We start from the raw sequence: 25567 nt of genomic DNA, 5'->3' as shown, positions 1-25567 counted from the left end.
ATAATTGGGCATCATATACTGCGTTGGCGCATGCAGCGCACCGGGCCGGAAGCGGTCCCGGTCACAGACATGAAACCCGAAGGCCTGGATCAGGCGAACGGAGGAGACATAGATGCGAACCGTAAATGCGGCCGTGCAGGCCGAGGTCAGGACCGGCGTACGCTGGCGAGTCTTTCTGATCATGTTGATGCTGATTTCGATCAACTATGTGGACCGGGCCTCGCTGTCCGTGGCCATGCCGCTGATCGCGAAGGAGTTTCACATCGCCCCCGCCATGCAGGGACTGATTCTCAGCTCATTCTTCTGGACCTATGCGTTCATGCAGATTCCGGGTGGCATGCTGGCTGACCGTTTCAAGCCGCGTATCGTGATCGCGTGCGCCACGTTGTTCTGGGGCTTCTTCCAGGGCATTGCCGCCCTCTGCACGACGGCCACTGCGCTGATCCTTACCCGTCTGGGCCTGGGTGCTGCGGAAGCACCAATCTACCCGGCGGGCGGCAAGCTCAACGCCATGTGGATGACGCGGCACGAACGCGGCCGCGGTGCAACGCTGCTCGACGGGGGCGCCCCGCTGGGAGCGGCACTCGGTGCCGTGATCATCTCGGGGTTGATCAGCGAGTTCGGGTCGTGGCGCACTTCCTTCGTGGTGGCGGGTGCGGGCACCATGCTTGCCGGCCTGTTTGCCTGGTACTACATCCGTAACAATCCGCGTGAGCATCCGGCTGTGAATCAGGCGGAAGCAGACTATCTCGAAGCGGCCATGCTGGAAGAACACCGCAGTGAGCCGGTTCATGCCAGCGGACGTAGCCTCGATTTTTTCCGCTATCGCTCGGTGTGGGGCATGTTCTTCGGCTGGATGTGCTTCAACTCGCTGTTCTACGGCTTGCTCACCTGGATGCCGAACTATCTGAACAAGGTTCACGGATTCAATATCCAGCAGATGGGCGGCGCCAGTTTCGCGATCTTCTTCAGTGGCTTCGTGGGTGAACTGGCGGGCGGATGGATCGCCGACAAGTGGAAGGCGGCGGGCGGTTCGCCTAATCGCGTGATGCGCACGCTGTTCAGTATCGCCGCCGTGGCGGCCACCGCATCGATCTTTTCGGTCGCCTATGTCGGGAATCCTGTGACGGTGGTGGTGTTGCTCGCCTCCACGTTGTTTTTCCTGCGCTGGTGCGGTCTGTACTGGTGCCTGCCTTCCATTCTCGGCACACGCAACAAGATTGGGTTTCTCGGCGGTCTGATGAACCTGGGCGGCAATATCGGCGGAGTTCTCGTTCCGATCATCGTTGGCTTGATCGTGCAGACTACCGGCTCATACTTTCTGGCCCTGATGTTTTTCGCGGCAGCAGGCGTAGGCCTCCTCGTCTGTTCGACGCTGATCGACTACGAGCGCAAGTTGCCCGTCTGAGCTTTCTCACTTTTAACAACTGTTTCCTGACTTCATCATGAGCAAACGCGTCCTGCTCGGCATGCTTACCCCGTCGTCCAACACCGCGCTCGAGCCGATTACGAGCGCGATGGTGGCCCAATTGCCCGGTGTCAGTGCCCATTTCTCGCGCTTCACGGTCACCGAAATCTCGCTGTCCGATAGAGCACTCGGGCAATTCGACACAACCAACATCATTCAGGCCGCCAGACTGCTGGCAGACGCCAAGGTCGATGTGATCGCATGGAACGGCACTTCGTCCGGCTGGCTCGGTTTCGAGACCGATCGCCGACTGTGCCGCGAAATCGAGGCGGCGACGGGCATCCCCGCCACCACGTCGGTGCTGGCGTTGAACGAGATTCTGGACAAGACCCGTGTGAAGAAATTCGGCCTGGTCACGCCTTACCTCAAGGAAGTCCAGCAGAAGATCGTAGCCAATTACCGCGAGAGCGGCATCGACTGCTCTTCGGAGAACCATCTCGGCCTGACGGTGAACTTCCAGTTCTCCGAGGTCACCGAAGATATGCTGCGCGCGCAGATTCGCGAAGTTGCGACGCAAGGCCCGGAGGCGATCGTCACCTTCTGCACCAATCTGCATGCCGCGCATCTGGCCTCGGAAGTGGAGCAGCATCACGGCATCCCGTTCTACGACACGATCTCCACAGTAGTGTGGAAGTCGTTGAAGCTGGCCGGCTACGATACGACCCGGCTCGCGGGTTGGGGTCGGCTGTTTTCCGAAGTTGCCTGAGAGGCTTGCCATGACATCTGTGTACGACCTCGTGATCCGCAACGCCGACGTGGTTACCGCGTCCGAGCGCTTCAACTGCGATATTGGCGTGAAGGACGGCATCGTCGTAGCGCTGGGCCGCGATCTGGGCGCAGGCAGGCGGGAGATCGACGCGACGGGCCTGCTGACGTTGCCCGGCGGTATCGACGCGCACTGCCATCTCGATCAGCCCATGCCGGAAGGGCTGAAGATGGCGGATGACTTCCTGAGCGGCACACGCGCCGCTGTGTGCGGTGGCACGACGACGGTCATCCCGTTCGCCGCACAGGCAAAGGGGCAATCGCTCAAAGCCGCAGTGGCCGACTACCATCGCCGCGCCGATGGTCGCGCGGTCACTGACTACGCGTTCCACCTCATCGTCTCCGATCCGACGCCCGAGGTACTGGAGCGGGAGTTGCCAGAACTGATCGCGGCCGGCTACACGTCTTTCAAGATTTACATGACCTACGATGATCTCAAGCTCAGCGACCGCGAGATCCTCGAGGTGATGGACGTTGCACGCCGCAACCAGGCGCTGGTCATGGTGCATGCCGAGAATTCGGACTGCATCGCGTGGCTGACCGACAGGCTCACGGAAGCCGGAAAGTACGCGCCCATGTATCACGCGCTTTCGCGCCCGGCCGTGGTCGAGCGGGAGGCGACGCATCGCGCAATTGCCTTCTCCGAACTCGTCGACGTACCGATCCTGATCGTCCATGTATCGGGCGAGGACGCGATCGAGCAGATCGAATGGGCGCAGCAACGCGGCCTGAACATCTACGCCGAGACCTGCCCGCAGTACCTGTATCTGACTGCGGAAGACCTCGGTCAGGAGGACGGCTATCACGGCGCGAAGTGCGTTTGCAGTCCGCCGCCGCGCAACGCGTCCAGCCAGAAGGCTGTGTGGAGCGCGCTAAAGCGTGGCGTATTCAGCGTGTTCTCGTCCGACCACGCGCCGTTCTCATTCGACGATCCGCAGGGCAAGAAGCCCGGCGGGGAAGCAGTCTCGTTTGAACACATCCCGAACGGTATTCCCGGCATCGAAACCCGACTGGCGCTGCTGTTCGATGGCGTGAGCCGCGGCAAGCTGTCGGTGCACAAGTTCGTGGAACTGACGTCTTTGAATCCCGCGAAGCTGTACGGCCTTTATCCGCGCAAAGGAACGATCGCGATCGGTGCAGATGCCGACATCGTGCTGTGGGACCCGCTAAGGCAAGTTGCCATCGCGAACGACGCGCTGCACCACAACGTCGATTACACGCCGTACGAGGGCCGCACCGTCCAGGGGTGGCCGATGCACTGCCTGTCACGCGGCGAACTGCTGGTCGAGAGCGGTCGCTATCTCGAGCCGGAAGCGGGCCGGGGCCGGTTTCTCGCTGCTGGCAAGCCGCAGTACGTCGACCTCTGATATCGGAGAGCAGCATGAAGATCCTGGTAATCAACCCCAACATCTCCGAAAGTGTCTCGACGCTGATTCAGGCAGAAGCCCAACGCAGCGCTTCTCCGGGAACGGAGATCGCGGTCGCGACCGCGCCGTTCGGCGTTGCATATATCGAGACCCGCTTTGAAGCGCTGGTCGGCGCTTACGCGACCGCATGTGTGGCGGCCGAACACCACGGTACCTACGATGGCGTCGTGGTCGCAGCGTTCGGCGACCCTGGCCTGCAGGGCATCAAGGAATTGATCGACGTGCCGGTGGTCGGGCTGACCGAGTCCTCACTGATGACCGCTGCAACGCTCGGGCAGCGATTTTCGATCATCGCGATTTCGCCACGCATCAAGGCGTGGTACCGCGAGACGGTCGAGCGCAGTCGTCTGGCGAGCCGGCTTGCGAGCATCCGCGCGCTCGACGAACCGCTGCGCGATATCGGCAGCGTGCAGCAGGATTACGCTTCGAGATTGAAGGCGCTGTGCAACCAGGTGGTCGACGATGACGGTGCCGACGTGATCATCATCGCCGGCGCGCCTCTCGCCGGGCTCGCTCGTGAGATCCGTGATGAATTGCCGGTGCCCGTCGTCGATGGCGTGTCGAGTGCGATTACCCAGCTCGAGGGCCTTATCCGGCTAGGTCCGAAAAAGGCGGCGAAGGGCAGTTTTGCCCAGCCGCCAGTCAAGCCGAACCGGGGCTTGCCCGGACCGCTTGAACGGCTGCTGAGCGGCGGTCAAACGGATTGATCCGGGTCCGGGCTCTGGAGCCGTTACTATAGACTCCGACCTTGCCGCGCGGAGAGAACCAGGCACGTCAACTGTTGGGTAGTTGATAGATCATCACATGGAGACGATATGAAAAAGATTCTTGTAGAGGCTGGACCATTCCGCTTCGTCGGACAACTCGAAGAACAGAAAGCGCCGCGCACCTGCCAACGCTTCGTCGAATTGCTGCCATTCAGGAACAAGGTCATCCATTCTCGCTGGAGCGGTGAAGCAGTGTGGATTCCGCTTGGCGATTTCGATACCGGTCTGACTTTCGAGAATCACACCAGCCACGCGTCACGTGGCGATATTCTTCTTTATCCGGGCGGCTTCAGCGAGACGGAATTTCTGTTCGTCTATGGCAGCTCCATCTTCGCGAGCAAAATGGGCCAACTGGCCGGCAATCATTTCTTCACGTTGATCGAAGGCCACGAGCACCTGGAAGCATTCGGCAAACTCGTTCTATGGGAAGGCGCGCAAGACATTACGTTTTCGTTGTTGAACGCGTAGCGCCCGTCAGTCGGTTCAGCGGCACATGCGCACGTGATCGCAGCCGTAGCGCTATCGCCAGTCACGCTTACGTTAGCGCCGCAAACTACCGCACGTCCGCCGCAAACACCAACGCCTTCTCAAGAAAATTCGCCGTCTTTGCTGGCGTCGATTCGATCCGCGATGCCAGCACCAGCCGGATCGAAATAGGTTTGCCGAGCGCGTCGGTGTACACGACGCCTTCAACCTGTATCTGACAAACAGAAGCCGGCACCAGCGACACACCGAACTCCGCCGCCACGAGATTCACCACCGACGACAACTGCGGCGCCTGCTGCCCGGCAATCGGCTCGAAGCCAGCGTCCCTGCACGCACCGACGATCACATCATGCAACGTCGGGCTCGCCTCGCGCGGCAGCATCACGAACGGGTCTTCGGCCAGATCCGACAGCGCGATCTTGCGCTTCTTCGCAAGACGATGCGTGGCGGGCAACACGATCTTCATCGGCTCGACAGCGATGTGATGGAATTGCACGCCAGCGGGCGACTGACTACCCAGCCGCACGAACGCGACGTCCACGCGGCGTTCGTCGAGATAGGCGAGCAGTTGCGCCGTGTTGCCTTCCGCCAGCGTTAGCGTGACGTTTGGATAAGCCTGCCGGTAAGCGCGGATCAGCTTCGACACGACAGGATTGAAAGCCGCCGAGCCCGTAAAGCCGATGTTCAACTGCCCGATTTCACCGCGTCCGGCGCTCTGCGCCTTTTCGACGGCAATACGCGTGTCGTGCAGGATGCGTTTGGCGTCGGCGGCGAAGGCTTCGCCCGCTTCCGTCAGCACGACGCCGTGCCCTGTGCGGCGAAACAGGCGCACGCCCATTTCGTCTTCGAGCGCGTGGATTTGCTGGCTGAGGGGCGGCTGACCGATGCCCAGCCTTTCGGCGGCGCGGGTCACGTTGCGCTCTTCGGCAACGGCGAGGAAGTAGCGGATATGACGCAGTTCCATGCGATATATGGAAAAGCTATTTCAGAAAGACGCGATAGATATTGGACAGTATAACAGTCCCGCGACAAAATATCGCTATCGCGCGGTCCGCCGCCCCTGTACGTCTCCCCGGATAACGTCCCCAACAATCGTCAAGAGGAGCAAGGCAGGACGCATCGCGCCTGTGGTGGCGTGCGGCTATGCCGACGTTGTTTCGTTTGAAGAACCGAAAGGGGTCTACTGTGGCAGACACATTGAAAAAACCGAGGCCGGAATACCGGAACATCGGTATCGGGCAGATATTGACGGCATATCGTCTTCCTCTCGCGGGGCGGGTGTCGATTCTTCACCGCGTGAGCGGCGGCCTGCTGTTCATCTTCCTTCCGTTCCTGCTGTACCTCTTTGACCAGAGCCTGACCTCCGAGCTGAGCTACGAGGTGTTCAAGGGCTTCCTGTCCAACATCATCGTCAAGCTGATCGTGCTGGTGCTGGCCTGGGCGTTCCTGTTCCACTTCTGCGCGGGCGTGCGCCATCTGACGATGGACATGAACCACGACGCGGTGTCGAAAGAGCGCGGCAAGAGCACGTCGGTCGTCGTGCTGGTGGTGTCGTCGATCCTGACGATCGCCTTCGCGCTCAAACTGTTCGGAGCATTCTAAAAACATGTCCTCCAATAACCGGATTGGTTCGAAGCGCCTCGTCGTGGGCGCGCACTATGGCCTGCGCGACTGGCTCGCGCAGCGCATCACGGCCGTCATCATGGCCGTGTACACCGTCATCCTGCTCGCCTGGTTCTTCGGCGCGCACGCATTCTCTTACGACGGCTGGGCCGGGATCTTCGCCACGCAGTGGATGAAGCTCGCCACCTTCGTCACGCTGCTGGCGCTGTTCTATCACGCGTGGGTCGGCATCCGCGATATCTGGATGGACTACATCAAGCCCGTTGGCACGCGGCTTCTGCTGCAGGCGTTGACGATCGTCTGGCTGCTCGCGTGTGCGGGCTACGCTGCGCAGATTCTCTGGAGAGTGTAAAGAATGGCTGCAATCAAGAATTCCCTGCCGCGTCGCAAGTTTGATGTGGTGATCGTCGGCGCAGGCGGCTCCGGAATGCGCGCATCGCTGCAACTCGCACGTGCGGGTCTCTCCGTCTGCGTGCTGTCGAAAGTGTTCCCGACGCGTTCGCACACGGTCGCGGCGCAAGGCGGTATCGGCGCGTCGCTCGGCAACATGAGCGAAGACAACTGGCACTACCACTTCTACGACACGATCAAGGGCTCCGACTGGCTCGGCGACCAGGACGCGATCGAGTTCATGTGCCGCGAAGCACCGAACGCCGTCTACGAACTGGAACACTTCGGCATGCCGTTCGACCGTAACGCGGATGGCACGATCTATCAGCGTCCGTTCGGCGGCCACACGGCCAACTACGGTGAGAAGCCCGTGCAACGCGCGTGCGCAGCCGCTGACCGTACCGGTCACGCACTCTTGCACACGCTGTACCAGCAGAACGTCGCGGCCAAGACCACGTTCTTCGTCGAATGGATGGCGCTGGACCTGATCCGCGACGCCGAAGGCGACGTGCTCGGCGTGACCGCGCTGGAAATGGAAACGGGCGACGTCTACATCCTCGAAGGCAAGACCACGCTGTTCGCCACGGGCGGCGCGGGCCGGATCTTCGCGGCCTCGACCAATGCGTTCATCAACACGGGTGACGGCCTCGGTATGGCCGCACGCGCGGGCATCCCGCTCGAAGACATGGAATTCTGGCAATTCCACCCGACGGGCGTCGCAGGCGCGGGCGTGCTGATTACGGAAGGCGTGCGCGGCGAAGGCGGCATCCTGCGTAACTCGGACGGCGAGCGCTTCATGGAGCGCTACGCGCCGACGCTGAAGGATCTGGCGCCGCGCGACTTCGTCTCGCGCTCGATGGACCAGGAAATCAAGGAAGGCCGTGGCGTCGGTCCGAACAAGGACCACGTGCTGCTGGACCTGTCGCACATCGGCGCCGAGACGATCATGAAGCGTCTGCCGTCGATCCGCGAAATCGCGCTGAAGTTCGCGAACGTCGACTGCATCAAGGAACCGATCCCGGTTGTGCCGACCATCCACTACCAGATGGGCGGCATTCCGACCAATATTCACGGTCAGGTCGTGGGCACCGCGAAGGGCCACGAAGACCCGATCAACGGTTTCTACGCCGTGGGCGAATGCTCGTGCGTGTCGGTGCACGGCGCGAACCGCCTGGGCACGAACTCGCTGCTGGATCTGGTGGTGTTCGGCCGCGCGGCCGGCAACCATATCGTCAAGCACGTGAAGGAAGTCAAGGAGCACAAGCCGCTGCCCGCGGATGCCGCTGACTTCGCGCTCTCGCGTCTGGCGAAGCTGGACAAGTCCAGCTCGGGCGAATACGCGCAGAACGTGGCGAACGATATCCGCTCGACGATGCAAAAGCACGCAGGCGTGTTCCGTACGTCGGCGCTGCTGGCCGAAGGCGTCGAGCGCATCCGCGAAGTGGCCGCGCGTGTGGACAACATTCACCTGAAGGACAAGTCGAAGGTGTTCAACACGGCGCGCGTGGAAGCGCTCGAAGTGGAGAACCTGATCGAAGTGGCGCGCGCGACGATGGTGTCGGCGGAAGCGCGCAAGGAGAGCCGTGGCGCGCACGCGCAGAACGACTTCGAACATCGCGACGACGAGAACTGGCTGCGCCATACGCTGTGGTACAGCGAAGGCGACCGCCTCGACTACAAGCCGGTGCACATGAACCCGCTGACGGTCGAATCGGTGCCGCCGAAGGCACGAACCTTCTAAGCGCGTACCTTCTAAAGCACAAAGGACCCCACACCATGGCCAAGCGTACATTCGAAATCTACCGCTACGACCCGGACAAGGACGCCGCGCCGCGCATGCAGACGTACGAGATCGAGATCGACTCGCACGAGCGCATGCTGCTCGACGCGCTGGTGAAACTGAAGGCACTGGACGAAACGCTGTCGTTCCGTCGCTCGTGCCGCGAAGGCGTGTGCGGCTCGGACGCGATGAACATCAACGGCAAGAACGGTCTTGCCTGCCTGACGAACCTGAACGACCTGCCGCAGAAGATCGTGCTGCGACCGCTCCCCGGCCTGCCGGTGATTCGCGACATGATTGTCGACATGACGCAGTTCTTCAACCAGTATCACTCGATCAAGCCGTATCTGATCAACGACACGCCGCCGCCGGAGAAGGAGCGTCTGCAGTCGCCGGAAGAGCGTGACGAGCTGGACGGGCTGTACGAGTGCATTCTGTGCGCGAGCTGCTCGACGTCGTGCCCGAGCTTCTGGTGGAATCCGGACAAGTTCGTCGGCCCGGCGGGGCTGCTGCAAGCGTATCGCTTCATCGCGGACAGCCGCGATGAAGCGACGGGCGAGCGGCTGGACAACCTGGAAGATCCGTACCGTCTGTTCCGTTGCCATACGATCATGAACTGCGTCGACGTGTGCCCGAAGGGGCTCAACCCGACCAAGGCGATCGGCAAGATCAAGGAATTGATGGTCCGCCGGGCTGTCTGAATGATTAACCCCCACGCTCCCTATCGTTCGCTGCCCCCCGAGGGGCGGTCAGTCCGCTTGGGAGCGGCCCTGCGCGTACTGACATGGACGAATCATCGCATCAGTCCGACCCGCTGCGTCGCGCGCGTCTGAAGTGGCGCGCCCGGCGTGGCCTGCTGGAAAACGATCTGATTTTCGAGCGTTTTTTCAGCCGATATGAGCATGATCTCAGTGATGCGGACGTAGGCGCGCTCACGCGCCTGCTCGAACTGAGCGATAACGACCTGATGGACTTGCTGCTCATTCGCAAGGAACCGGAAGGCGACCTTGCCGACGCCGATGTCGTGCGGGTGCTGGAGATGCTGCGTACTGTGTGAACCACAGTCGCGCAGATAGATCTGGCAAAAGCAGCGCCTCTCTTCACGTATTGCTCGCCCGGGCGAGGTCAACCGCCTCCGCCCGACGCGAGATTTCTTCGCGGCGTTTCGCCGACCCCTTCCCCGCACATCGCAATTAGCGCGCTCGCGCCGCAATAGCCCGGTTCACGCGTCATCGCCGACACGACGATCATCGCAATCGTCGATATTTCCCGAACGTCCTAAAGCGTTCCCCGATATTGCCGTTAAAGCTGTTCACTCAACTCTTCGCCAGCGCGTGCTGGCATCGCTCAGCATGCGCAACGTTACGGTACGGGCCAGCCTTCTTGCTTTGCTTGTGGTATTCGCGTCGATGATTCTGCTGGGCGGCGTGGTCGGCATCGGGGCGTTGAAGATCACCAACGGCAACGCGCAAAATCTGCGTGAAATGGCGCGTCAGACCATTCTCGTCAACGATGCGTACAAGGACACGACGCGCACGCGTTCGGCGATGGTGCGCGCCTACTCCGCGCTGAAAGAGCGCAATGACACGGCCACGCGCGACTCGGCGCTGCAAAGCGCGCAGCGCTCGCTCGACCTGTCCGTGCGCGAGACGCAGGCTTTCGAGAAGTCGGACGCGTTCGACGGCATGGACGCCGCGCTCAAGCAGCAGCTGCTCGATTCGGCAACGCAACTTGCCACCACTCTGAACCGTGCCGCCGACGCATTGCGCAACGGCGACACGGCCACCTACGCGGCCCTCAACGATCGCGATATCACCGCGTCGGGCGCGGCCTATTCGGCTAACGTCGAGAAATTCCAGAAGCTCGCCAACCAGCTTTCCGAAGATGCGCTGGCGAGCGGCAACGCTCGCTATCAATGGATCGTCGGCACGGTGATGCTCGGCATCGCGATCGCAGTCGGCCTGATCGTACTCGCGTACATCGCGTTGCAACGGACTGTCACCACGCCGCTTGCGCAGGCGGCCGACGTGCTCGATCGCATTGCTTCCAACGATCTCACGGTGCGCGTGCCCGAAGCGAGCAGGAGCGAGATCGGCCAGCTGTTCGCCGCGATGCACCGCATGCAGTCGGGTCTCACGCGAACGGTGTCCGGCGTGCGCGAAAGCTGCGAAGCGATTCATACGGCGGCGCGCGAGATCGCGGCAGGCAATCTCGATCTGTCGAGCCGCACGGAAGAGCAGTCGGCGTCGCTCGAAGAAACGGCGGCGAGCATGGAGCAACTGACATCGACCGTGAAGCAGAACGCCGAGCACGCGCGCGAAGCCAACAGGCTTGCGACGAATGCAGCCGATCTCGCGCAGCAGGGCGGCGACGTGGTCGAGCGCGCCGTGCATACGATGGCCGAGATCAGTTCGAGTTCGGGCAAGATCGCGGACATCATCGGCATGATCGACAGTATCGCGTTCCAGACGAATATTCTGGCGCTGAACGCGGCCGTCGAGTCGGCGCGTGCGGGCGAGCAGGGCCGCGGCTTCGCGGTCGTCGCAGGCGAAGTGCGCACGCTCGCGCAGCGCAGCGCTGGCGCCGCACGCGAGATCAAGGCGCTGATCGGCACGTCCATCGATCACGTGCAGAACGGCAACGGACTCGTCGCGCAGGCGGGCGCGACGATGACCGAGATCGTGCGGTCGGTGCGCAACGTCGCGGGCATCATGGGCGAAATCACGACGGCGACGGCCGAGCAGAGCGACGGCATCGAGCAGGTCGGCCTCGCGGTGAGCCAGATGGACCAGGTCACGCAACAGAATGCGGCGCTCGTCGAGCAGGCGGCCGCTGCAGCGAGCGCGCTGGAAAGCCAGGCGCAGACGATGCGCGAAGCCGTGTCGGCATTCCGGCTTGCCAAGGCGTTTTGATTCTCCGCAGGCCCGCATTTTTCAGGCTCCGTAAAAGAGCCTTTTACGGAACGCCGCCTTTTTCCGCTCGAGCATGCTCCCTAGACTGCACGTGAGTTCAATCACACGGAAAAGTCGAAGGAGTTCTCATGCAGTTTCTGTTTGCAATGCGCGTCAAGCAAGACGCCACACCCGTCACGAACGAGCAGCGCGCGATGGAAGTCGCGTATGTCAAAGCACAGTACGCGACGGATACGATCCGTCAGGTGTGGACCCGCGCGGACTTGCCGGGTGCGTGCCTGCTGATCGAAGCTGCGGATGAAAGTGCGGCGCGCGCCACGATCGAAGCGCTGCCGCTGATGCAGGCGGGCAAACTCGAGATCCAGCTGTTCGTTCCGCTGCTGCCGTATCGCGGCTTTGCCGTGGCGGGTCAGTGATGGAGCACGCGCTCCTGGACAGCCACGTCGAACGGGCGGACGCATCGGATGACATGCGTCTGTACTTCCTCGACCACGGCGGCAATCGCGTGCTCTCGGCGATGATCGACGGCAGCGGGTTCGAAGTGCTGGTCGACGATTGCTGTGCGGGACCGGACGGCATCGCCATCGACACGGCGCGCGGTCATCTCTACTGGACCAACATGGGCGTGCCGTCGCGTAACGACGGCTTCATCATGCGTTGCGATCTCGATGGCGGCGATCTGACGACCATCGTGCCGCCCGGCCTGACGCACACGCCGAAGCAACTGCTCATCGAGCCGCGCGGCGGACATCTCTACTGGTGCGACCGCGAAGGCATGCGTGTGATGCGTTGCAAGCTCGACGGATCGTCGCTGGAGACGCTCGTGCAAACGGGCTATGGCGCGCACCATCAGGCTGACGCGCGGAACTGGTGCGTCGGACTCGCGCTCGATGTCGAACGGCAGCAGATGTACTGGACGCAAAAGGGCGCGACGAAGTCGAACACGGGACGCATCCTGCGCGCGCCGTTGAATCCGCTCCGCAAGAGCGTGTCGCCAGCCTCACGCGACGATATCGAAACGCTCTTCGACAACTTGCCGGAGCCCGTCGATCTCGAACTCGACGCGGCAACCATGACGCTTTACTGGACCGATCGCGGCGCGCCGCCGTGCGGCAACACGCTGAATCGCTGCCGGCTTCAGCAGCGTGGCGAAACCGGATTGCATGCCGAAGTCCTGTTCGAAGGCTTCAACGAGGCAATCGGATTGTCCGTGCATCCTTACCGCAACGTCGCGTATGTGAGCGATCTGGGCGGCACGATCCGTCGCGTTTCGCTGGACGGCTCCGATATGCACGTCGTGCTGCGCGACGCCGGCAATCTGACGGGAATCGTCGCGGTGTGAGCGACGGCATGCGTCGTCACGAAACCAATGTGGCTTCCTGGGCCGCGAGCCGCTTGCTGAGATCGTCCTTGAGGAAGTCGACGAACGTACGGATCTTCGCATCGACATAGCGGCGCGACGCGTAGACGGAATAGACATTGCGCGTCGGCAGCTGGAATTGCGGCAGGACGCGAACCAGCGTGCCCGCGCGAAGATCGTCGATCGCCGAATAGACCGCGAGCGCGCCGATGCCCGCGCCGGCCCGCAGCGCCACGCGCAACGCTTCAGGATCGTTGATCCGGTAGCGGGCCGCCGACGCATTCAGCAGCACGTCGCCGTCCGCGCCTTCGAGTTGCCATCCATCTGTCGGCGAGGCGGGCGACTGCAGCCGCACGAATGCGTGACCGTCCAGATCGTCCGGCGAGTGCAAAGGCGCATGCTTCTCCAGATACGACGGCGCGGCGACCAGCATGCTGTAGCTGGTGCCCGTCACCTGGCTGACGTAACCCGAATCGGGTAGCGTCTGCGCCGTCACGACGGACACGTCGAACTGTTCCTCGACGAGCCGCGGCATCGTCGACGACAGCACGAGTTCGATCTCGATGTTCGAATAGCGCGCCTGATAGCCGACGATGCATGCGGCGAGATGAGTTTGTCCAAGGCCCGGCATCGCGTGCACGCGCAGCGTGCCGTGCGGCTCGTTCATCGCGTTGCCGGCTTCGGCGTCGGCGTAGTCGAGGTCGGCGAGAATCTGCTGGCATCGCTCGTAATAGCGCGCGCCTGCATCGGTGAGCGTGATGCGTCGCGTCGTGCGATGAAAGAGCCGTACGCGCAAATCGTCTTCGAGTTCCGAAACGGCACGCGAGACGCGCGCCACGTTGCTGTCGAGTACATTGGCTACGGCAGTGAAACTGCCGGTTTCGACGACCCGCGAAAAGACGCGCAGGCTGTGAATCTTGTCCATGAAGCGGTTTCCGTCTGTGGTGATGCGCCGGCGTTCATGCACTTCGAAACAGCACGAACGCGCGACCGATAAAACGCACAGGCCGCGCGCCCAACCCGGCTCACATCCTTTCCGAATGGGGAATCGTGACGTCTCACGATCTGCATCGCGATTAGGCAAGATATAACTATGATAATCATAGTGTCAAGCGCCTTGCGCTTCCAAGGCGTTGTCCGGTGCCAGATTCGAGCAGGTAGTCATGCGCGAAGAAACGCTTTGGGAAGTGCCGCGACAGCATATGACTGTCTGTGAGGTGGCTGCATCCGAAGGGGCATGTGGGTTCATCGTCTTTGCAGACGGCTCGCGCTAAGGGCTTGCCTGGCAACAATGGAGAACTTTCTTTCTCGCAGAGAAAGAGCGTGCTTTTATGTCGGCCTTGTCCGTTCCAAACGTGTCGCACGCAACCAGACAGTTGGGCTGCGGGTGTGGGATTGAACGCTTCAAGACGCGGAATCATCGACATTCATGCGTTAGCGTCGCGTCAATTGCACGGCTGTCCTTGCGCTGCGTGACATTGGCCAGGTCTATAAGATCACGCGTGACGAAGGTTCCCTTTCCGCTGTCCTGCCTTCCGGATTGGCCGGACATTCAATAGCACTACTGTTTTCCGATGATCAGACGCTCCATGGCATCGACCATGAGTTGTTCATCGCCGACACAAGTGTTGTGCCGCCGCTGGTATTTACGCCATGTGGCCGCGTTCACATAATCCGCTCACTTGCTGCGAATTATGAATCACGAATCACGAATTTCGATTCGCAGCGAACCGGTGACGATGTGAGTTTTGCCGAATGGCTCGACGTATGGGCTTTCAGACGGGCAGTGACAAGCGGTATGCCCGGGATATCAATCGCTGCGGCGCTCATCGCTCCACCTACTCGTGCTTATTGCCAACAGGAGCTTCCATGCAAAACGATATCCTTCCTCAAGTCCCGTCGCGTCGCCGCTTCATCGGCGTGGCCGCTGCCGCGGTTGCCGCAGGTTCGTTGAGTCAATTCGCGTTTGCGCAAACCAGTCAGGGCATCACTGAAATCACGCCCGCCACAGGCGGCGACAAGATGGCCATTCGCAAGCTTCGCGTGCACGTGCCGGAGTCGCAGTTGACGGATTTGCGCAGACGCATCAAGGCAACCAGATGGCCCGAGCGCGAGACTGTCACCGATGCCTCACAGGGCGTGCAACTCGCGACGATGCAAAAGCTCGCCACTTACTGGTCGACCAACTACGACTGGCGCAAGGTAGAAGCAAGACTGAATGCGCTGCCGCAATACGTCACGGAAATCGACGGGCTGGATATTCACTTCATCCACGTACGCTCGAAGCAGAAAGACGCGTTGCCGATGATCATCACCCATGGATGGCCTGGCTCGATCATCGAGCAGATGAAGGTGATCGATCCTCTGACCAATCCGACAGCGCACGGCGGCAATGCATCGGATGCGTTCGATGTCGTGATTCCCTCGCTTCCTGGCTACGGTTTCTCAGGCAAGCCGACGGCGACGGGTTGGGACCCGGCCCGCATTGCACGCGCGTGGGTGGTGTTGATGCAGCGTCTCGGCTACACGCGCTACGTCGCGCAAGGCGGGGATTGGGGCAATGCCGTCACCGAGCAGATGGCGCTGCTCACGCCGCCCGGACTGATCGGCATTCATACGAACATGCCCGCCACCGTGCCCGACGACATCGCGAATGCGCTCAAGTACGGCAACCCGCCGCCCGCCGGTCTGTCGCCCGACGAACAGCACGCATTCGATCAACTCGACTACTTCTACAAGCACGGCTTGGGCTACGCGCAAGAAATGGCGGGTCGGCCGCAAACGCTGTATGGCATCGAAGATTCGCCGATCGGTCTTGCCGCGTGGATGCTCGATCACGACGCCGCGAGTCAGGCGATGATTGCGCGCGTGTTCGACGGTCAATCGGAAGGGCTGTCGCGCGACGATGTACTCGATAACGTCACGCTGTATTGGGTGACGAATACGGGCATCTCGTCGGCGCGTCTCTATTGGGAGAACAAGCTCAACTTCTTTGCACCGAAGCACGTCACGCTTCCCGTCGCGGTCAGCGTGTTCCCGGATGAAATCTACTCGGCGCCAAAGAGCTGGACTGAAAAGGCGTATCCGAAGCTGATCCACTACAACCGTCTGCCGAAAGGCGGCCACTTTGCAGCGTGGGAACAACCGCAAGCGTTCACGGACGAAGTGCGCGTGAGCTTCCGCTCGCTGCGCTGACATGCGAGAACGGACGACGCGATATACACGTCGTCCGTATCGCGCCGGCTGGTTAGCGGTCGACGCGTTGCTGAAGATGCGCCGGATAACGGTCGCCGACAATCGCAATACCGTTCAGCGCCGTATCGATCCGCGCGAGTTCATCCGCCGACAGCACGATCGCAGCCGCGCCGATGTTTTCTTCGAGACGAGCCAGCTTCGTGGTGCCGGGAATCGGCGCCATCCACGGCTTTTGCGCCAGCAACCAGGCCAGCGCGATCTGCGCGCGCGTCACGCCTTTGCTATCGGCAATCGCGCCGAGCGCTTCGACGAGCACCGCATTGGCCTTGCGGTTTTCTTCCGTGAATCGCGGCACGATGTTGCGGAAGTCGGTTTTGTCGAACGTCGTGCTGGCATCGATGGCGCCTGTCAGGAAGCCTTTTCCTAGCGGACTGAACGGCACGAAGCCGATGCCGAGTTCTTCGAGCGTCGGCAGCAAGGAGGCTTCCGGCTCGCGCCACCACAGCGAGTACTCGCTTTGCACGGCAGCGACGGGTTGCACGGCGTGCGCGCGACGGATCGTGCTGGCGCCTGCCTCCGACAAACCGAAATGCAATACCTTGCCTTCCTTGATGAGATCGCGCACGGTGCCCGCGACGTCTTCGATCGGCACGGCGGGATCGACGCGATGCTGGTAGAGCAGATCGATGCGGTCTGTCTTCAAGCGCTTGAGCGATGCTTCGGTGACGGCCCGGATGGTTTCCGGCCGGCTGTCGAGTCCTTTCGGCGGCAGGCCGTCGATGAAGCCGAACTTGGTGGCGATGACGACCTTGTCGCGATTCGCTGACAGAGCGTTGCCAAGCAAGGTCTCGTTCGTGTGAGGGCCGTAGGCTTCGGCGGTGTCGAAGAAGGTGACGCCCTGGTCGAGCGCCGAGTGAAGCAGACGGATTGCCTGCTGCTCTTCCGTCGCGGGGCCGTATGCAAAGCTCAGTCCCATACAGCCCAGTCCGATGGCGGATACCTTGAAACCGGACTTGCCCAGTTCGCGCTGCTGCATGATTTCCTCTTTGATAGTCAGGTGCGGACATACAGAATAGGCTCGATAATTGCGCTCAACAATCGGCCTGGGTTTGCAAGACCTTATGAGAGATTTTCATTAATGCCGCGTCCTGGTCTGTCGGAACTATCGGCCTTCGTTTCCATTGCGCAGCACCGCAGCTTCAGTGCCGCTGCGCGCGCAATGGGTGTGACGCCATCCGCGCTGAGTCACGCCATGCGCGCGCTGGAGGGACGTCTGAACGTACGGCTCTTTACGCGCACGACGCGATCGATGGCGCTGACCGAGGCTGGCGAGCAACTGCTGCGCCGCGTGAGTCCCGCGATTCGCGACCTCGAAGACGCGGTGGATGAGGCCACGTCGGGGCAGCACCGGCCCTCGGGATCGATTCGTATCAATTGCTCGGAGAATGGCGCGAAAGAAGTGATCCAACAGGTGCTGCCGGCATTTCTCGAGAAATATCCCGAGATTCAAGTGGAGTTCGTGGTGGATACGCGGCTCGTCGATATCGTCGCGGGTGGCTTCGATGCGGGTATTCGCGTGATGGAAGACGTGCCGCGGGACATGATCGCGATCCGCTTCGGACCGGAGATGCGCTTTTGCGCGGTCGCTTCACCGGAGTACATCGAGCGGCATGGGCGGCCGCAGAATCCGAATGATTTACTCGATCACCGCTGCATCCGTTTTCGCTTCGAAAGCGGCGCGCTGTTCCGCTGGGATCTCGAACATCGCGGCCGACGTGTATCACTCGATGTCGGCGGGTCAGTCACACTCGGCAACCTGAATCTGATGGTGTGGGCCGCGCTGTCGGGCATCGGCATAGCGTGGGTGCCCGAGACGCTCGTGAGCGAGCTGCTTGCAGCAGGCGTGCTGATCGACTTGCTGCCGGCGGCGGGGCCGTCGTTCGGGCAATGGTGCCTCTATTACCCGGCGAACCGGCACACGCCGCCCGCGCTGCACCTGTTCGCGAACGCGGTGCGCGAATGGTCGCGCGAGCAAAGTGAGCAGATACCCAATCCCGCCTGAGCTTGACGCGCGAGCAGCGTCCTGGACGCGACCGTTAGTGCGACCGGCCGTCGAAGTGCGTGACGGGCAATGCGTCGATGTCGATATCCTCGAGACAGCGCACGTTGATGGCCGCCATCGGACGGCCGTCGGGCGCAGTGCCTTCGCCGTACGGATGCATGCCGCAATTGGGGCAGAAGCGGTGACGGATCACGTGCTTGTTGAAGGTGTACGTGCTGGCGTTCTGCTCGGGTGTCGTGAGATGGAGATGCTCGAAAGGGACGAACCACATCAGCGCGCCCTTGCGCTGGCATATCGAACAGTTGCACGCCATGACGCCCGTCGGCTCGCCTTCGACCTCGAACGCGATGCGTCCGCAATGACAGCTTCCTTTGTGCGACATGGCGATCTCCTGATGGGTATTGGAGGGTGCCGTCACGCATCGGTAACGGCTATTCGCGAACGTCCGTATTCTATTCGCAGTGTGGCATAAAGCCGCCTTCAGTCGTTCGTTGGTTTGCCGTAAACAAGTTGTAACCAACAACGGGGCACGACTGCAATGAAGCTGCGCAACCTGAATGTCTCGACCCGCCTGCTTGCCGGATTCGGCTTGTTGACGGGCTTGCTGCTCGCTGTGGCGATGATCGGTTTTTACGGCCTATGGGCGTTGAACGGCAAGCTCGATGAGATTGCGCGCGTCAACGGTACCCAGGCGCGTCTCGCCAATGAGCTTCGCGCATCAATACAGGACCGCGCGATTGCGATGCGCAACGTCGTGCTTTACACGACTGCCGCAGACCGGCGGACCGAAGCCGAACGGATCGCGAAGCAGGGCGAACTTTATGCGGACGCTTATCAGAAGCTCGACCGTATGTTCGCGGAAGAGGCTGGAACCGACCCGCGCGAGCGTTCGCTAATGGCCGCGCTCAAGCAGGAAGAGTCCGCCGCCGTGCCGCCGATGAGCAAGGTGGTCGAACTCAGTCTCGCGAACGACACGATCGCCGCGACGCAGTTGCTGCTCGAACGCGCGAGGCCGACGCAACGCACCTGGCTTGCGCGCGCGGTGGAGCTGGCGGACTTCGAAGACGAGTCGAATCTCATCGCGCAGCAGGATGCCATCGCGACCTACGCGCGGATTCGCGTGCTGATCGCGGTGATCGTGGTGGCGGCGATTGCGCTCGCGCTCGTCACGGCAACGCTGATTACCCGCAGCATCTTGCGACAGCTGGGCGGCGAGCCGCGCACCGCACAGGAGATCGCCGCGCAGATTGCGCAGGGCAATCTCGCCGTCAAGGTCGATCTTGCGAACAGCGATGCCGACAGCCTGATGGGATCGCTGGACACGATGCGCTTGCGTCTCACGTCGATTGTCGGCGACATCAAGAAATCGGCCGAATCGATCTCGGTCGCGGCGAGTGAAATCGCGCAAGGCAATACCGATCTGTCACAGCGTACGGAAGAGCAGGCGGCGTCGCTGGAAGAAACGGCGGCGAGCATGGAAGAGCTGACATCGACGGTCCGGCAGAACACCGAAAACGCTCGCCAGGGCAGCACGCTCGCGAGCAATGCGTCGCAGACGGCGACCACGGGCGGCGACGTGGTACGCAAGGTCGTCGCGACGATGGACGACATTTCATCGAGTTCGTCGCGCGTGTCCGAGATCATTTCGGTGATCGAAGGCATTGCGTTCCAGACGAACATTCTCGCGCTCAATGCCGCCGTCGAAGCGGCGCGCGCCGGCGAAGAAGGCCGCGGCTTCGCGGTCGTCGCGGGCGAAGTTCGCACGCTCGCACAACGCAGCGCCGCCGCTGCGAAAGAGATCAAGGCGTTGATCGAAACATCCGCTGCGCACGTGTCGACGGGCTCGACGCTCGTGCACGACGCGGGCGAGACGATGAACGACGTGGTCCGCTCGGTGAAGCGTGTGACGGACATCATGAGCGAAATCGCGGCGGCGTCGACGGAACAGTCGACGGGTATCGAGCAGGTCAATACGGCTGTCGCGCAGATGGATCAGGTGACGCAGCAGAATGCCGCGCTCGTCGAGCAGGCGACGGCGGCCGCGCAGGCAATGGCCGATCAGGCTGCGAGCCTCAAGGCGGCGGTGGCGATGTTCAGGCTCGATGGCGGGCAGCGGGCGACGGACGCGACGCCGTTGCCCGCTCGCGCGGTTGCTGTGAAGAAAGCAGGCGTGCAACGCGAGCCAGCCGGTCAATCAAGGGCAGAAGTCGACTGGCAGACGTTTTGAAACGTCGTAGCGTAAACTCCTCGGACGTATTCAAGGAGTGACTGCCATGACCCCGCAACAACGTTACCTGGCTGAGGCCATCGAACTTGCTTACCGCAATGTCGAAAGCGGCGGCCGGCCGTTCGGCGCCGTGATCGTCAAGGATGGCGAAGTCGTCGCAACCGGCGTGAACGAAATTCTGCACACCAACGATCCGACTTCGCATGCGGAGTTGAACGCGATCCGCGCGGCGAGCCAGAAACTCGGCTCGCCGAATCTCGCGGGCTGCACGGTATATGCAAGCGGTCATCCGTGTCCGATGTGTCTTGCCGCGATGCGGATGGCGGGCATCGGTGAAGTGTTTTACGCGTACTCCAACGAGGATGGCGCGCCTTATGGGCTATCGACAGCGGCTGTGTACGCCGATCTGGCGAAGCCGTTTGCGGAGCAGACTATCAAGATCCGTTATGAGCCGGTTCGGCTGGAGGCGCATGCGGATCTTTACGCTGACTGGAAGCAGCGCCAGGGCGCACAGTAACTTCCTGATCGGGCCTGTCGTTTCCCCCGATACAGGCATCGAAAAATTGCGACTCAGCCGCCAAATAATTGCGTTTGTCGTACTCGTGTTTCGCCGATAACCTGCCCTTGTCCCCAACGACAGCGTTATTCGAGGAAAGCGAGTCATGAAATTGCTGAGGAACACGTGGTACGCCGCGGCGTGGAGCCGCGACGTCGGCGCCGATTTATCCACCCGGGAGCTTCTCGGCGAGCCGATGCTGCTGTACCGCAAACGCGATGGCGCGCCCGTCGCGATGATCGACCGCTGCCCGCATCGATTTGCGCCCCTGTCGATGGGCAAGCGTGTCGGCGACGGCATCGAATGCGGCTATCACGGCTTGCAATTCGACTGCAGCGGCGCCTGCGCGAAGAATCCGCACGGCGACGGCCGCATTCCGCCCGGCGCGCGCGTGCGCAGCTTTCCAGCGGAAGACCGGCATGGCCTCGTGTGGATCTGGGCGGGCGAACCATCGCGCGCCGACGCGAGCCTGATCCCCGATTTCTCGCATCTGGTGTCGCCGCGACTGAAGACCGTCGGCGACGAGATGACGCAGAAGGCGCACTACGAACTGGTCGTCGATAATCTGATGGACCTCTCGCATGTGAACTATCTGCATGCGCCGTATCAGCAGGTCGATGATTTTCTTCAGGCGAAACACGACGTCGTGCAGGATGGCGGTGCGCTGGAAAGTCGGCGCACGGTGGCCGCCACGCGCGCGCCGCAATCGTTTCGCCCGTTTCTCGACGATCCCGATGCGCCCGTGGACTACTGGCTGAACATACGCTGGCACGCGCCGGGCTGCTGCCTGCTGGAGACGGGCGTGGTAGCTGCCGGCAGGCCGCGCGAGCATGGCCTCGTGCGGATCGGCACGCACATCGTGACGCCGATCGGCGCGGCGTCGACGCAGTATCTGTACGCGAGTTCGCGCAACTACCGTCTCGACGATCCTGACGCTGACGACGAAACGGCACGCTGGCAGCAAATGGGCTTTCACGAACAGGACAAGCCGATGATCGAAGGCGTGCAGACGCGCATGGGCGAGCGCGAGCTGTTCTCGATGCGCCCTGTGCTGCTCGCCACCGACGCCGCCGCGATTCGCGCAAGGCGTCTGCTGGCCGCGATGATCGACGCCGAGACGCGTAGCGATCAGCCCGCGCCTGCAGCGATGGTGTGAACGACGCAAGAAACCAGAAAAAACAGGCCGGACGCACGGCGCCCGCTCATGGAGACAGACATGCAATCGACCGCAACGCCTGGCGCTGCCGCCGCGCTGATCGACGGCCGGCCGCTCTCGGCCTATCAGCGGCTGATCCTCGTGTTATGTGGATCAGTCATCTTCCTCGATGGTCTCGACACGCAGTCCATCAGCGTTGCCACGAAAGCGATGGCCCACGCGCTCGACGTGCCGCTCGCGAGTTTCGGCGCGGTGTTCTCGGTATTGCAACTGGGCGGATTGATCGGCACCTTTGTGTTCGGCTATCTCGCCGACCGCGTCGGACGCCGGCCACTCGTGATCGCCGCCGCATTGCTGATCGGCGCGCTCACGCTGGGAACGGCGTCCGTGCAGACCTATACGCAACTGCTGATCGTGCGCTTTCTCGGTGGCATTGGCCTTGGCGGCATCTTTCCCTGTGTGCTGGCGCTCGGCGCGGAATACGTGCATAGCCGCTCCAGAGGTCTCGCGGTCGCGGTGCTGTTTGCCAACTATTCGCTCGGCGCGGCAGTGGGCGCAGTCGTCAACGGTTATGTGCTCGCGCATTTCGGGTGGCGTGCGGTGTATGTGGTGGGCGGCGCGCTGTCGATCGCCGCGGCGCTCGCGATCGTTGCGTGGTTGCCGGAGTCGCCGCATTTCCTGATTTCGCGCGGCAAGATGCACAAGCTGCGTGCCGTGTTCAAGCGGCTCTTTCCGAACGAGGTCATCGACGTCGAGCAGTTGCGGTTGAATGCGGCGACAGGCGCAGGTCAGACGGCGCGCAAAGGCGTGCCCGTGCGGGAAATATTCAGCGAAGGCCGAGCGGGCATCACGTTGCTGCTGCTGGGCATCCTGATGCTGAGTTACGCGACCATCAAGGTGATGACCGTATGGCTCACACCGCTCCTGCAGACAGCGGGTATTTCGATCGTGCACACCTCGTATGTGCTCGCGAGCCTCGATATCGGTTCGATGCTCGGACTCGGGTTTGCCGGATACCTGGTGAGCCGCTTCGGTCCGACACGTTCGCTGTTGCCCGCGTTGCTCGTGCTCGCCGTGACGACGGTGGTCGTGGCATTCGAGGTCACTCGCTTCGCCGCGCTGCTGCCGAGCGGTTTCGTGATCGGCTTTACGGGCGGTATCGGACAGTCCGCGCCGCTCGCGTTGTTCGCGCTGATCTTTCCGACGCGAGTGCGTTCCACGGCGCTCGGCCTCGGCGGCGCGGCGGGACAGATCGGCAAGATCGGCTCGCCGATGCTGGTGGGCGCGGTGCTCGCGAACGGCTGGAAGCCGGACACGATTCTCTTTGCTGTCGCACTGCTGCCTGCTATCGGCGTGCTGCTGATGCTGCTCGTGAGGCTGTCGCGCCGCTACGCGGTGGCGAGCGTGAGCCAGAGCGCCTGACGTCATCAATCCGAATCCCCCATGAAAACAGGTATCAGAAGGATCGAAGAGGTTGCGGACGGCATTCGCATGTTCGAACTCGCGCCGCTCGACGGCACGCCGCTGCCGCACTACACGCCGGGCGCGCACATCGACGTGCATCTGCCGGCAGGTCTCGTTCGACAGTACTCGCTCTGCGGGCGTCCACAACAAAGCGACGCATACGTGATCGCGGTGCAGAACGACGCGGCATCGCGCGGCGGCTCCCGCGCGATGCACGCCTTGCAGGTGGGCGACACGTTGCGTATCGAAGGGCCGCGCAATCATTTTCCGCTCGCGCACGATGCGCGGCATTCGGTGCTGCTCGCCGGCGGCATCGGCATTACGCCGCTGCTGAGCATGGCCGAGCGGCTCGCGCAGACGCAGGCTTCGTTCGAGTTGCACTACTGCGTGCGCAATCGCAAGCGCGCGGCCTTTCTCGACCGGCTCGATGCGCTGGATCTGCGAGGCCGTTGCACGCTCTACACCGACGATGCACCCGCCGATGCGCGAATGGACTTTGCACGCGTCGTGCGCGATCCGCCGCCTGGTTCGCATCTGTATGTGTGCGGCCCGTCTGGCTTCATGGACCATGCGCTCGATGCCGCGAAACAGGCTGGCTGGGTGGACAGCCATTTGCATCGCGAGTACTTCAGCGCGCCCACAGCCGACACCCGCGATAACACGCCTACGGCACACGCGTTCACCGTACGGCTGGCGCGCAGCGGCAAAGTGGTGCGCGTGAGCGAACGGGAAACGGTGGTGCAGGCGCTGGCCGCGCACGGCGTGCGCATCGAGACGTCGTGCGAGCAGGGTGTCTGCGGCACGTGTCTCACACGCGTGCTGGCGGGCGACCCCGAACATCGCGACCTGTATCTGACGGACGACGAGCGCGCCCGCAACGACCAGTTCCTGCCATGCTGCTCGCGTTCGCGATCGGACGAACTCGTTCTCGATCTCTGATCGCGGCAATCCCGGATTGCGACGCGCGGCGCGGCTGGATACGATGGGTGACGTCCATCGACGGAGCCTTTCCCCTTGAGCACACAAGCGCTGCCTTCGATCAATCATCTGCGCAGCTTCCAGGTGATCGGCCACCATCTGAACCTCGTGCATGCGGCACGCGAACTGCATCTGAGCCCATCGGCGCTCAGCTATCAGCTTGGCGTACTCGAAGAGCGGCTAGGCACGCGGCTGTTCACACGCACGGGACGTGGACTCGCTTTCACGGAAGCGGGGCGGATGCTGCACGGCGAAGTCGATCAATGTCTGCAACGGCTTTGGTCGGCGTGGCAGCGCGTAGCAGCAAACGAGCGCTCGGCGCCGCTCGTCGTGAACTCGCTGCCGACGTTCGCGATGCATTGGCTGTTGCCGCGGCTCACGGCCGTGCAGGAACAGTTCGCCAATGTCGAGATTCGCGTATCGATTGCGCAGGTGGATCTGGAACGCGAGGCGCTCGATTGCGCCATCGCCTATGGCGACGGTCACTGGCCCGGCGTGCATTGCGATTTCCTGCGCGAGGAGTCGCTGATCGTCGTGTGTTCGCCTGAAACGCTGACGGCGAATGGGCCGCTGTCAAGCGTCGTCGATCTCGCGCGCTTCACGCTGCTCTCGGCCAAAACGCGGCCAGACGATTGGGCCTTATGGGCCGATGCTGCGCAGGATACATTGCCGCCGGGTGGCCGTCAGTTGCTGCTCGCCTCGCGCAACATGGTGATCCAGGCCGCCTGCGAAAGCCTGGGTGTCGCCGTGGTGGACCCGGCAATGGTGCGGACCGAACTGTCGTCGGGCCGTCTCGTGCAGGCGTTGCCGCAGACCGCGAAAGGCCAGGGCTCGTATTACCTCGTTTATCCGGCGGGCGAGGAGTCTCTCGCGCGTGTTTCGGCATTTCGCACATGGCTGCTCGCGGAAATGGCGCGTGACACGGTTTCGGGCCTTACTGTCTGAAGTCGC

At 62.2% G+C, this 25567-nt stretch carries 25 protein-coding genes; 21 read left to right on the top strand and 4 right to left on the bottom strand.

The annotated features are described in order from the left end of the window. Positions 1-112: 112 nt before the first annotated feature. From PPGU16_RS38315 to PPGU16_RS38295, 5 genes are all read left to right on the top strand, one after another. Positions 113-1408: an MFS transporter gene (locus PPGU16_RS38315; protein WP_180726003.1), complete on the top strand. Its 1296-nt coding sequence runs from the start codon at positions 113-115 to the stop codon at positions 1406-1408. Between the two features lie 37 nt (positions 1409-1445). Continuing rightward, positions 1446-2174, top strand: coding sequence for a maleate cis-trans isomerase family protein (locus tag PPGU16_RS38310; protein ID WP_180726002.1), 729 nt, complete (start codon positions 1446-1448; stop codon positions 2172-2174). A 10-nt stretch (positions 2175-2184) separates the two neighbouring features. Next, on the top strand, positions 2185-3600 hold the full coding sequence (hydA, locus tag PPGU16_RS38305) for a dihydropyrimidinase (RefSeq protein ID WP_180726001.1): 1416 nt from the start codon (positions 2185-2187) through the stop codon (positions 3598-3600). Positions 3601-3614: 14 nt separating this feature from the next. Further along, the gene (locus PPGU16_RS38300; protein WP_180726000.1) at positions 3615-4367 is read left to right on the top strand and encodes an aspartate/glutamate racemase family protein; all 753 of its coding nucleotides are present in this window, start codon (positions 3615-3617) and stop codon (positions 4365-4367) included. Positions 4368-4475: 108 nt separating this feature from the next. Then, positions 4476-4895 (top strand): DUF3830 family protein, encoded by a 420-nt coding sequence (locus PPGU16_RS38295; protein WP_180725999.1) that lies wholly within the window; start codon positions 4476-4478, stop codon positions 4893-4895. An 85-nt stretch (positions 4896-4980) separates the two neighbouring features. On the opposite strand, the gene PPGU16_RS38290 is transcribed toward PPGU16_RS38295, so the two are convergent. Further along, complete coding sequence (locus PPGU16_RS38290) at positions 4981-5877, bottom strand: LysR family transcriptional regulator (protein ID WP_180725998.1); 897 nt, start codon at positions 5875-5877, stop codon at positions 4981-4983. A 179-nt stretch (positions 5878-6056) separates the two neighbouring features. On the opposite strand from PPGU16_RS38290, the gene sdhC reads away from it, so the two are divergent. The 8 genes from sdhC (at position 6057) to PPGU16_RS38250 (ending at position 12960) form a co-directional block, all read left to right on the top strand. Further along, a complete protein-coding gene (gene sdhC, locus PPGU16_RS38285) occupies positions 6057-6515 on the top strand; it encodes a succinate dehydrogenase, cytochrome b556 subunit (RefSeq protein WP_434064439.1) in 459 nt (152 codons plus the stop codon). 4 nt (positions 6516-6519) lie between these two features. Then, the gene (gene sdhD / locus PPGU16_RS38280) at positions 6520-6888 is read left to right on the top strand and encodes a succinate dehydrogenase, hydrophobic membrane anchor protein (protein ID WP_180723227.1); all 369 of its coding nucleotides are present in this window, start codon (positions 6520-6522) and stop codon (positions 6886-6888) included. 3 nt (positions 6889-6891) lie between these two features. Next, on the top strand, positions 6892-8667 hold the full coding sequence (gene sdhA, locus PPGU16_RS38275) for a succinate dehydrogenase flavoprotein subunit (protein WP_180723228.1): 1776 nt from the start codon (positions 6892-6894) through the stop codon (positions 8665-8667). Positions 8668-8702: 35 nt separating this feature from the next. Then, positions 8703-9407, top strand: coding sequence for a succinate dehydrogenase iron-sulfur subunit (locus tag PPGU16_RS38270; protein ID WP_180723229.1), 705 nt, complete (start codon positions 8703-8705; stop codon positions 9405-9407). An 83-nt stretch (positions 9408-9490) separates the two neighbouring features. After that, on the top strand, positions 9491-9763 hold the full coding sequence (locus PPGU16_RS38265; RefSeq protein ID WP_180725996.1) for an FAD assembly factor SdhE: 273 nt from the start codon (positions 9491-9493) through the stop codon (positions 9761-9763). Between the two features lie 295 nt (positions 9764-10058). Next, positions 10059-11618, top strand: coding sequence for a methyl-accepting chemotaxis protein (locus PPGU16_RS38260; protein WP_180725995.1), 1560 nt, complete (start codon positions 10059-10061; stop codon positions 11616-11618). A 128-nt stretch (positions 11619-11746) separates the two neighbouring features. Beyond that, positions 11747-12034, top strand: coding sequence for a hypothetical protein (locus PPGU16_RS38255; RefSeq protein ID WP_180725994.1), 288 nt, complete (start codon positions 11747-11749; stop codon positions 12032-12034). Next, positions 12034-12960, top strand: coding sequence for a YncE family protein (locus tag PPGU16_RS38250; RefSeq protein WP_180725993.1), 927 nt, complete (start codon positions 12034-12036; stop codon positions 12958-12960). The genes PPGU16_RS38255 and PPGU16_RS38250 overlap by 1 nt, the downstream gene beginning before the upstream one ends. Before the next feature lie 16 nt (positions 12961-12976). On the opposite strand, the gene PPGU16_RS38245 is transcribed toward PPGU16_RS38250, so the two are convergent. Continuing rightward, the gene (locus PPGU16_RS38245; protein ID WP_180725992.1) at positions 12977-13903 is read right to left on the bottom strand and encodes a LysR family transcriptional regulator; all 927 of its coding nucleotides are present in this window, start codon (positions 13901-13903) and stop codon (positions 12977-12979) included. A 944-nt stretch (positions 13904-14847) separates the two neighbouring features. On the opposite strand from PPGU16_RS38245, the gene PPGU16_RS38240 reads away from it, so the two are divergent. Continuing rightward, on the top strand, positions 14848-16173 hold the full coding sequence (locus PPGU16_RS38240) for an epoxide hydrolase family protein (protein WP_180725991.1): 1326 nt from the start codon (positions 14848-14850) through the stop codon (positions 16171-16173). A 52-nt stretch (positions 16174-16225) separates the two neighbouring features. Here the strand turns inward: PPGU16_RS38240 and PPGU16_RS38235 are convergent, their stop codons facing one another. Then, on the bottom strand, positions 16226-17209 hold the full coding sequence (locus PPGU16_RS38235) for an aldo/keto reductase (RefSeq protein WP_180725990.1): 984 nt from the start codon (positions 17207-17209) through the stop codon (positions 16226-16228). Between the two features lie 102 nt (positions 17210-17311). Between PPGU16_RS38235 and PPGU16_RS38230 the strand changes: the two genes are divergently transcribed. Continuing rightward, positions 17312-18235: a LysR family transcriptional regulator gene (locus PPGU16_RS38230; protein WP_180725989.1), complete on the top strand. Its 924-nt coding sequence runs from the start codon at positions 17312-17314 to the stop codon at positions 18233-18235. Positions 18236-18269: 34 nt separating this feature from the next. Here PPGU16_RS38230 and PPGU16_RS38225 read toward each other — a convergent pair whose 3' ends face one another. Then, positions 18270-18617: a GFA family protein gene (locus tag PPGU16_RS38225; RefSeq protein ID WP_180725988.1), complete on the bottom strand. Its 348-nt coding sequence runs from the start codon at positions 18615-18617 to the stop codon at positions 18270-18272. A 156-nt stretch (positions 18618-18773) separates the two neighbouring features. Here PPGU16_RS38225 and PPGU16_RS38220 point away from each other — a divergent pair, with 156 nt between their 5' ends. From PPGU16_RS38220 to PPGU16_RS38195, 6 genes are all read left to right on the top strand, one after another. Then, on the top strand, positions 18774-20462 hold the full coding sequence (locus PPGU16_RS38220) for a methyl-accepting chemotaxis protein (RefSeq protein WP_180725987.1): 1689 nt from the start codon (positions 18774-18776) through the stop codon (positions 20460-20462). A gap of 46 nt (positions 20463-20508) precedes the next feature. Beyond that, complete coding sequence (locus tag PPGU16_RS38215; RefSeq protein ID WP_180725986.1) at positions 20509-20979, top strand: nucleoside deaminase; 471 nt, start codon at positions 20509-20511, stop codon at positions 20977-20979. Between the two features lie 145 nt (positions 20980-21124). Continuing rightward, entirely contained in the window at positions 21125-22174 is a 1050-nt protein-coding gene (locus tag PPGU16_RS38210; protein WP_180725985.1) for an aromatic ring-hydroxylating oxygenase subunit alpha, read from the top strand. 60 nt (positions 22175-22234) lie between these two features. Next, a complete protein-coding gene (locus tag PPGU16_RS38205) occupies positions 22235-23596 on the top strand; it encodes an MFS transporter (RefSeq protein ID WP_180725984.1) in 1362 nt (453 codons plus the stop codon). Between the two features lie 21 nt (positions 23597-23617). Continuing rightward, complete coding sequence (locus PPGU16_RS38200) at positions 23618-24577, top strand: PDR/VanB family oxidoreductase (protein ID WP_180725983.1); 960 nt, start codon at positions 23618-23620, stop codon at positions 24575-24577. 75 nt (positions 24578-24652) lie between these two features. After that, complete coding sequence (locus PPGU16_RS38195) at positions 24653-25561, top strand: LysR substrate-binding domain-containing protein (RefSeq protein WP_180725982.1); 909 nt, start codon at positions 24653-24655, stop codon at positions 25559-25561. Positions 25562-25567: the final 6 nt, after the last annotated feature.

The organism is Paraburkholderia largidicola, from assembly GCF_013426895.1.
In the GTDB taxonomy this organism is placed as follows: domain Bacteria; phylum Pseudomonadota; class Gammaproteobacteria; order Burkholderiales; family Burkholderiaceae; genus Paraburkholderia; species Paraburkholderia largidicola.
Note: the sequence above shows the minus strand (reverse complement) of the source record. Positions and strands in the feature narration are given on the sequence as shown.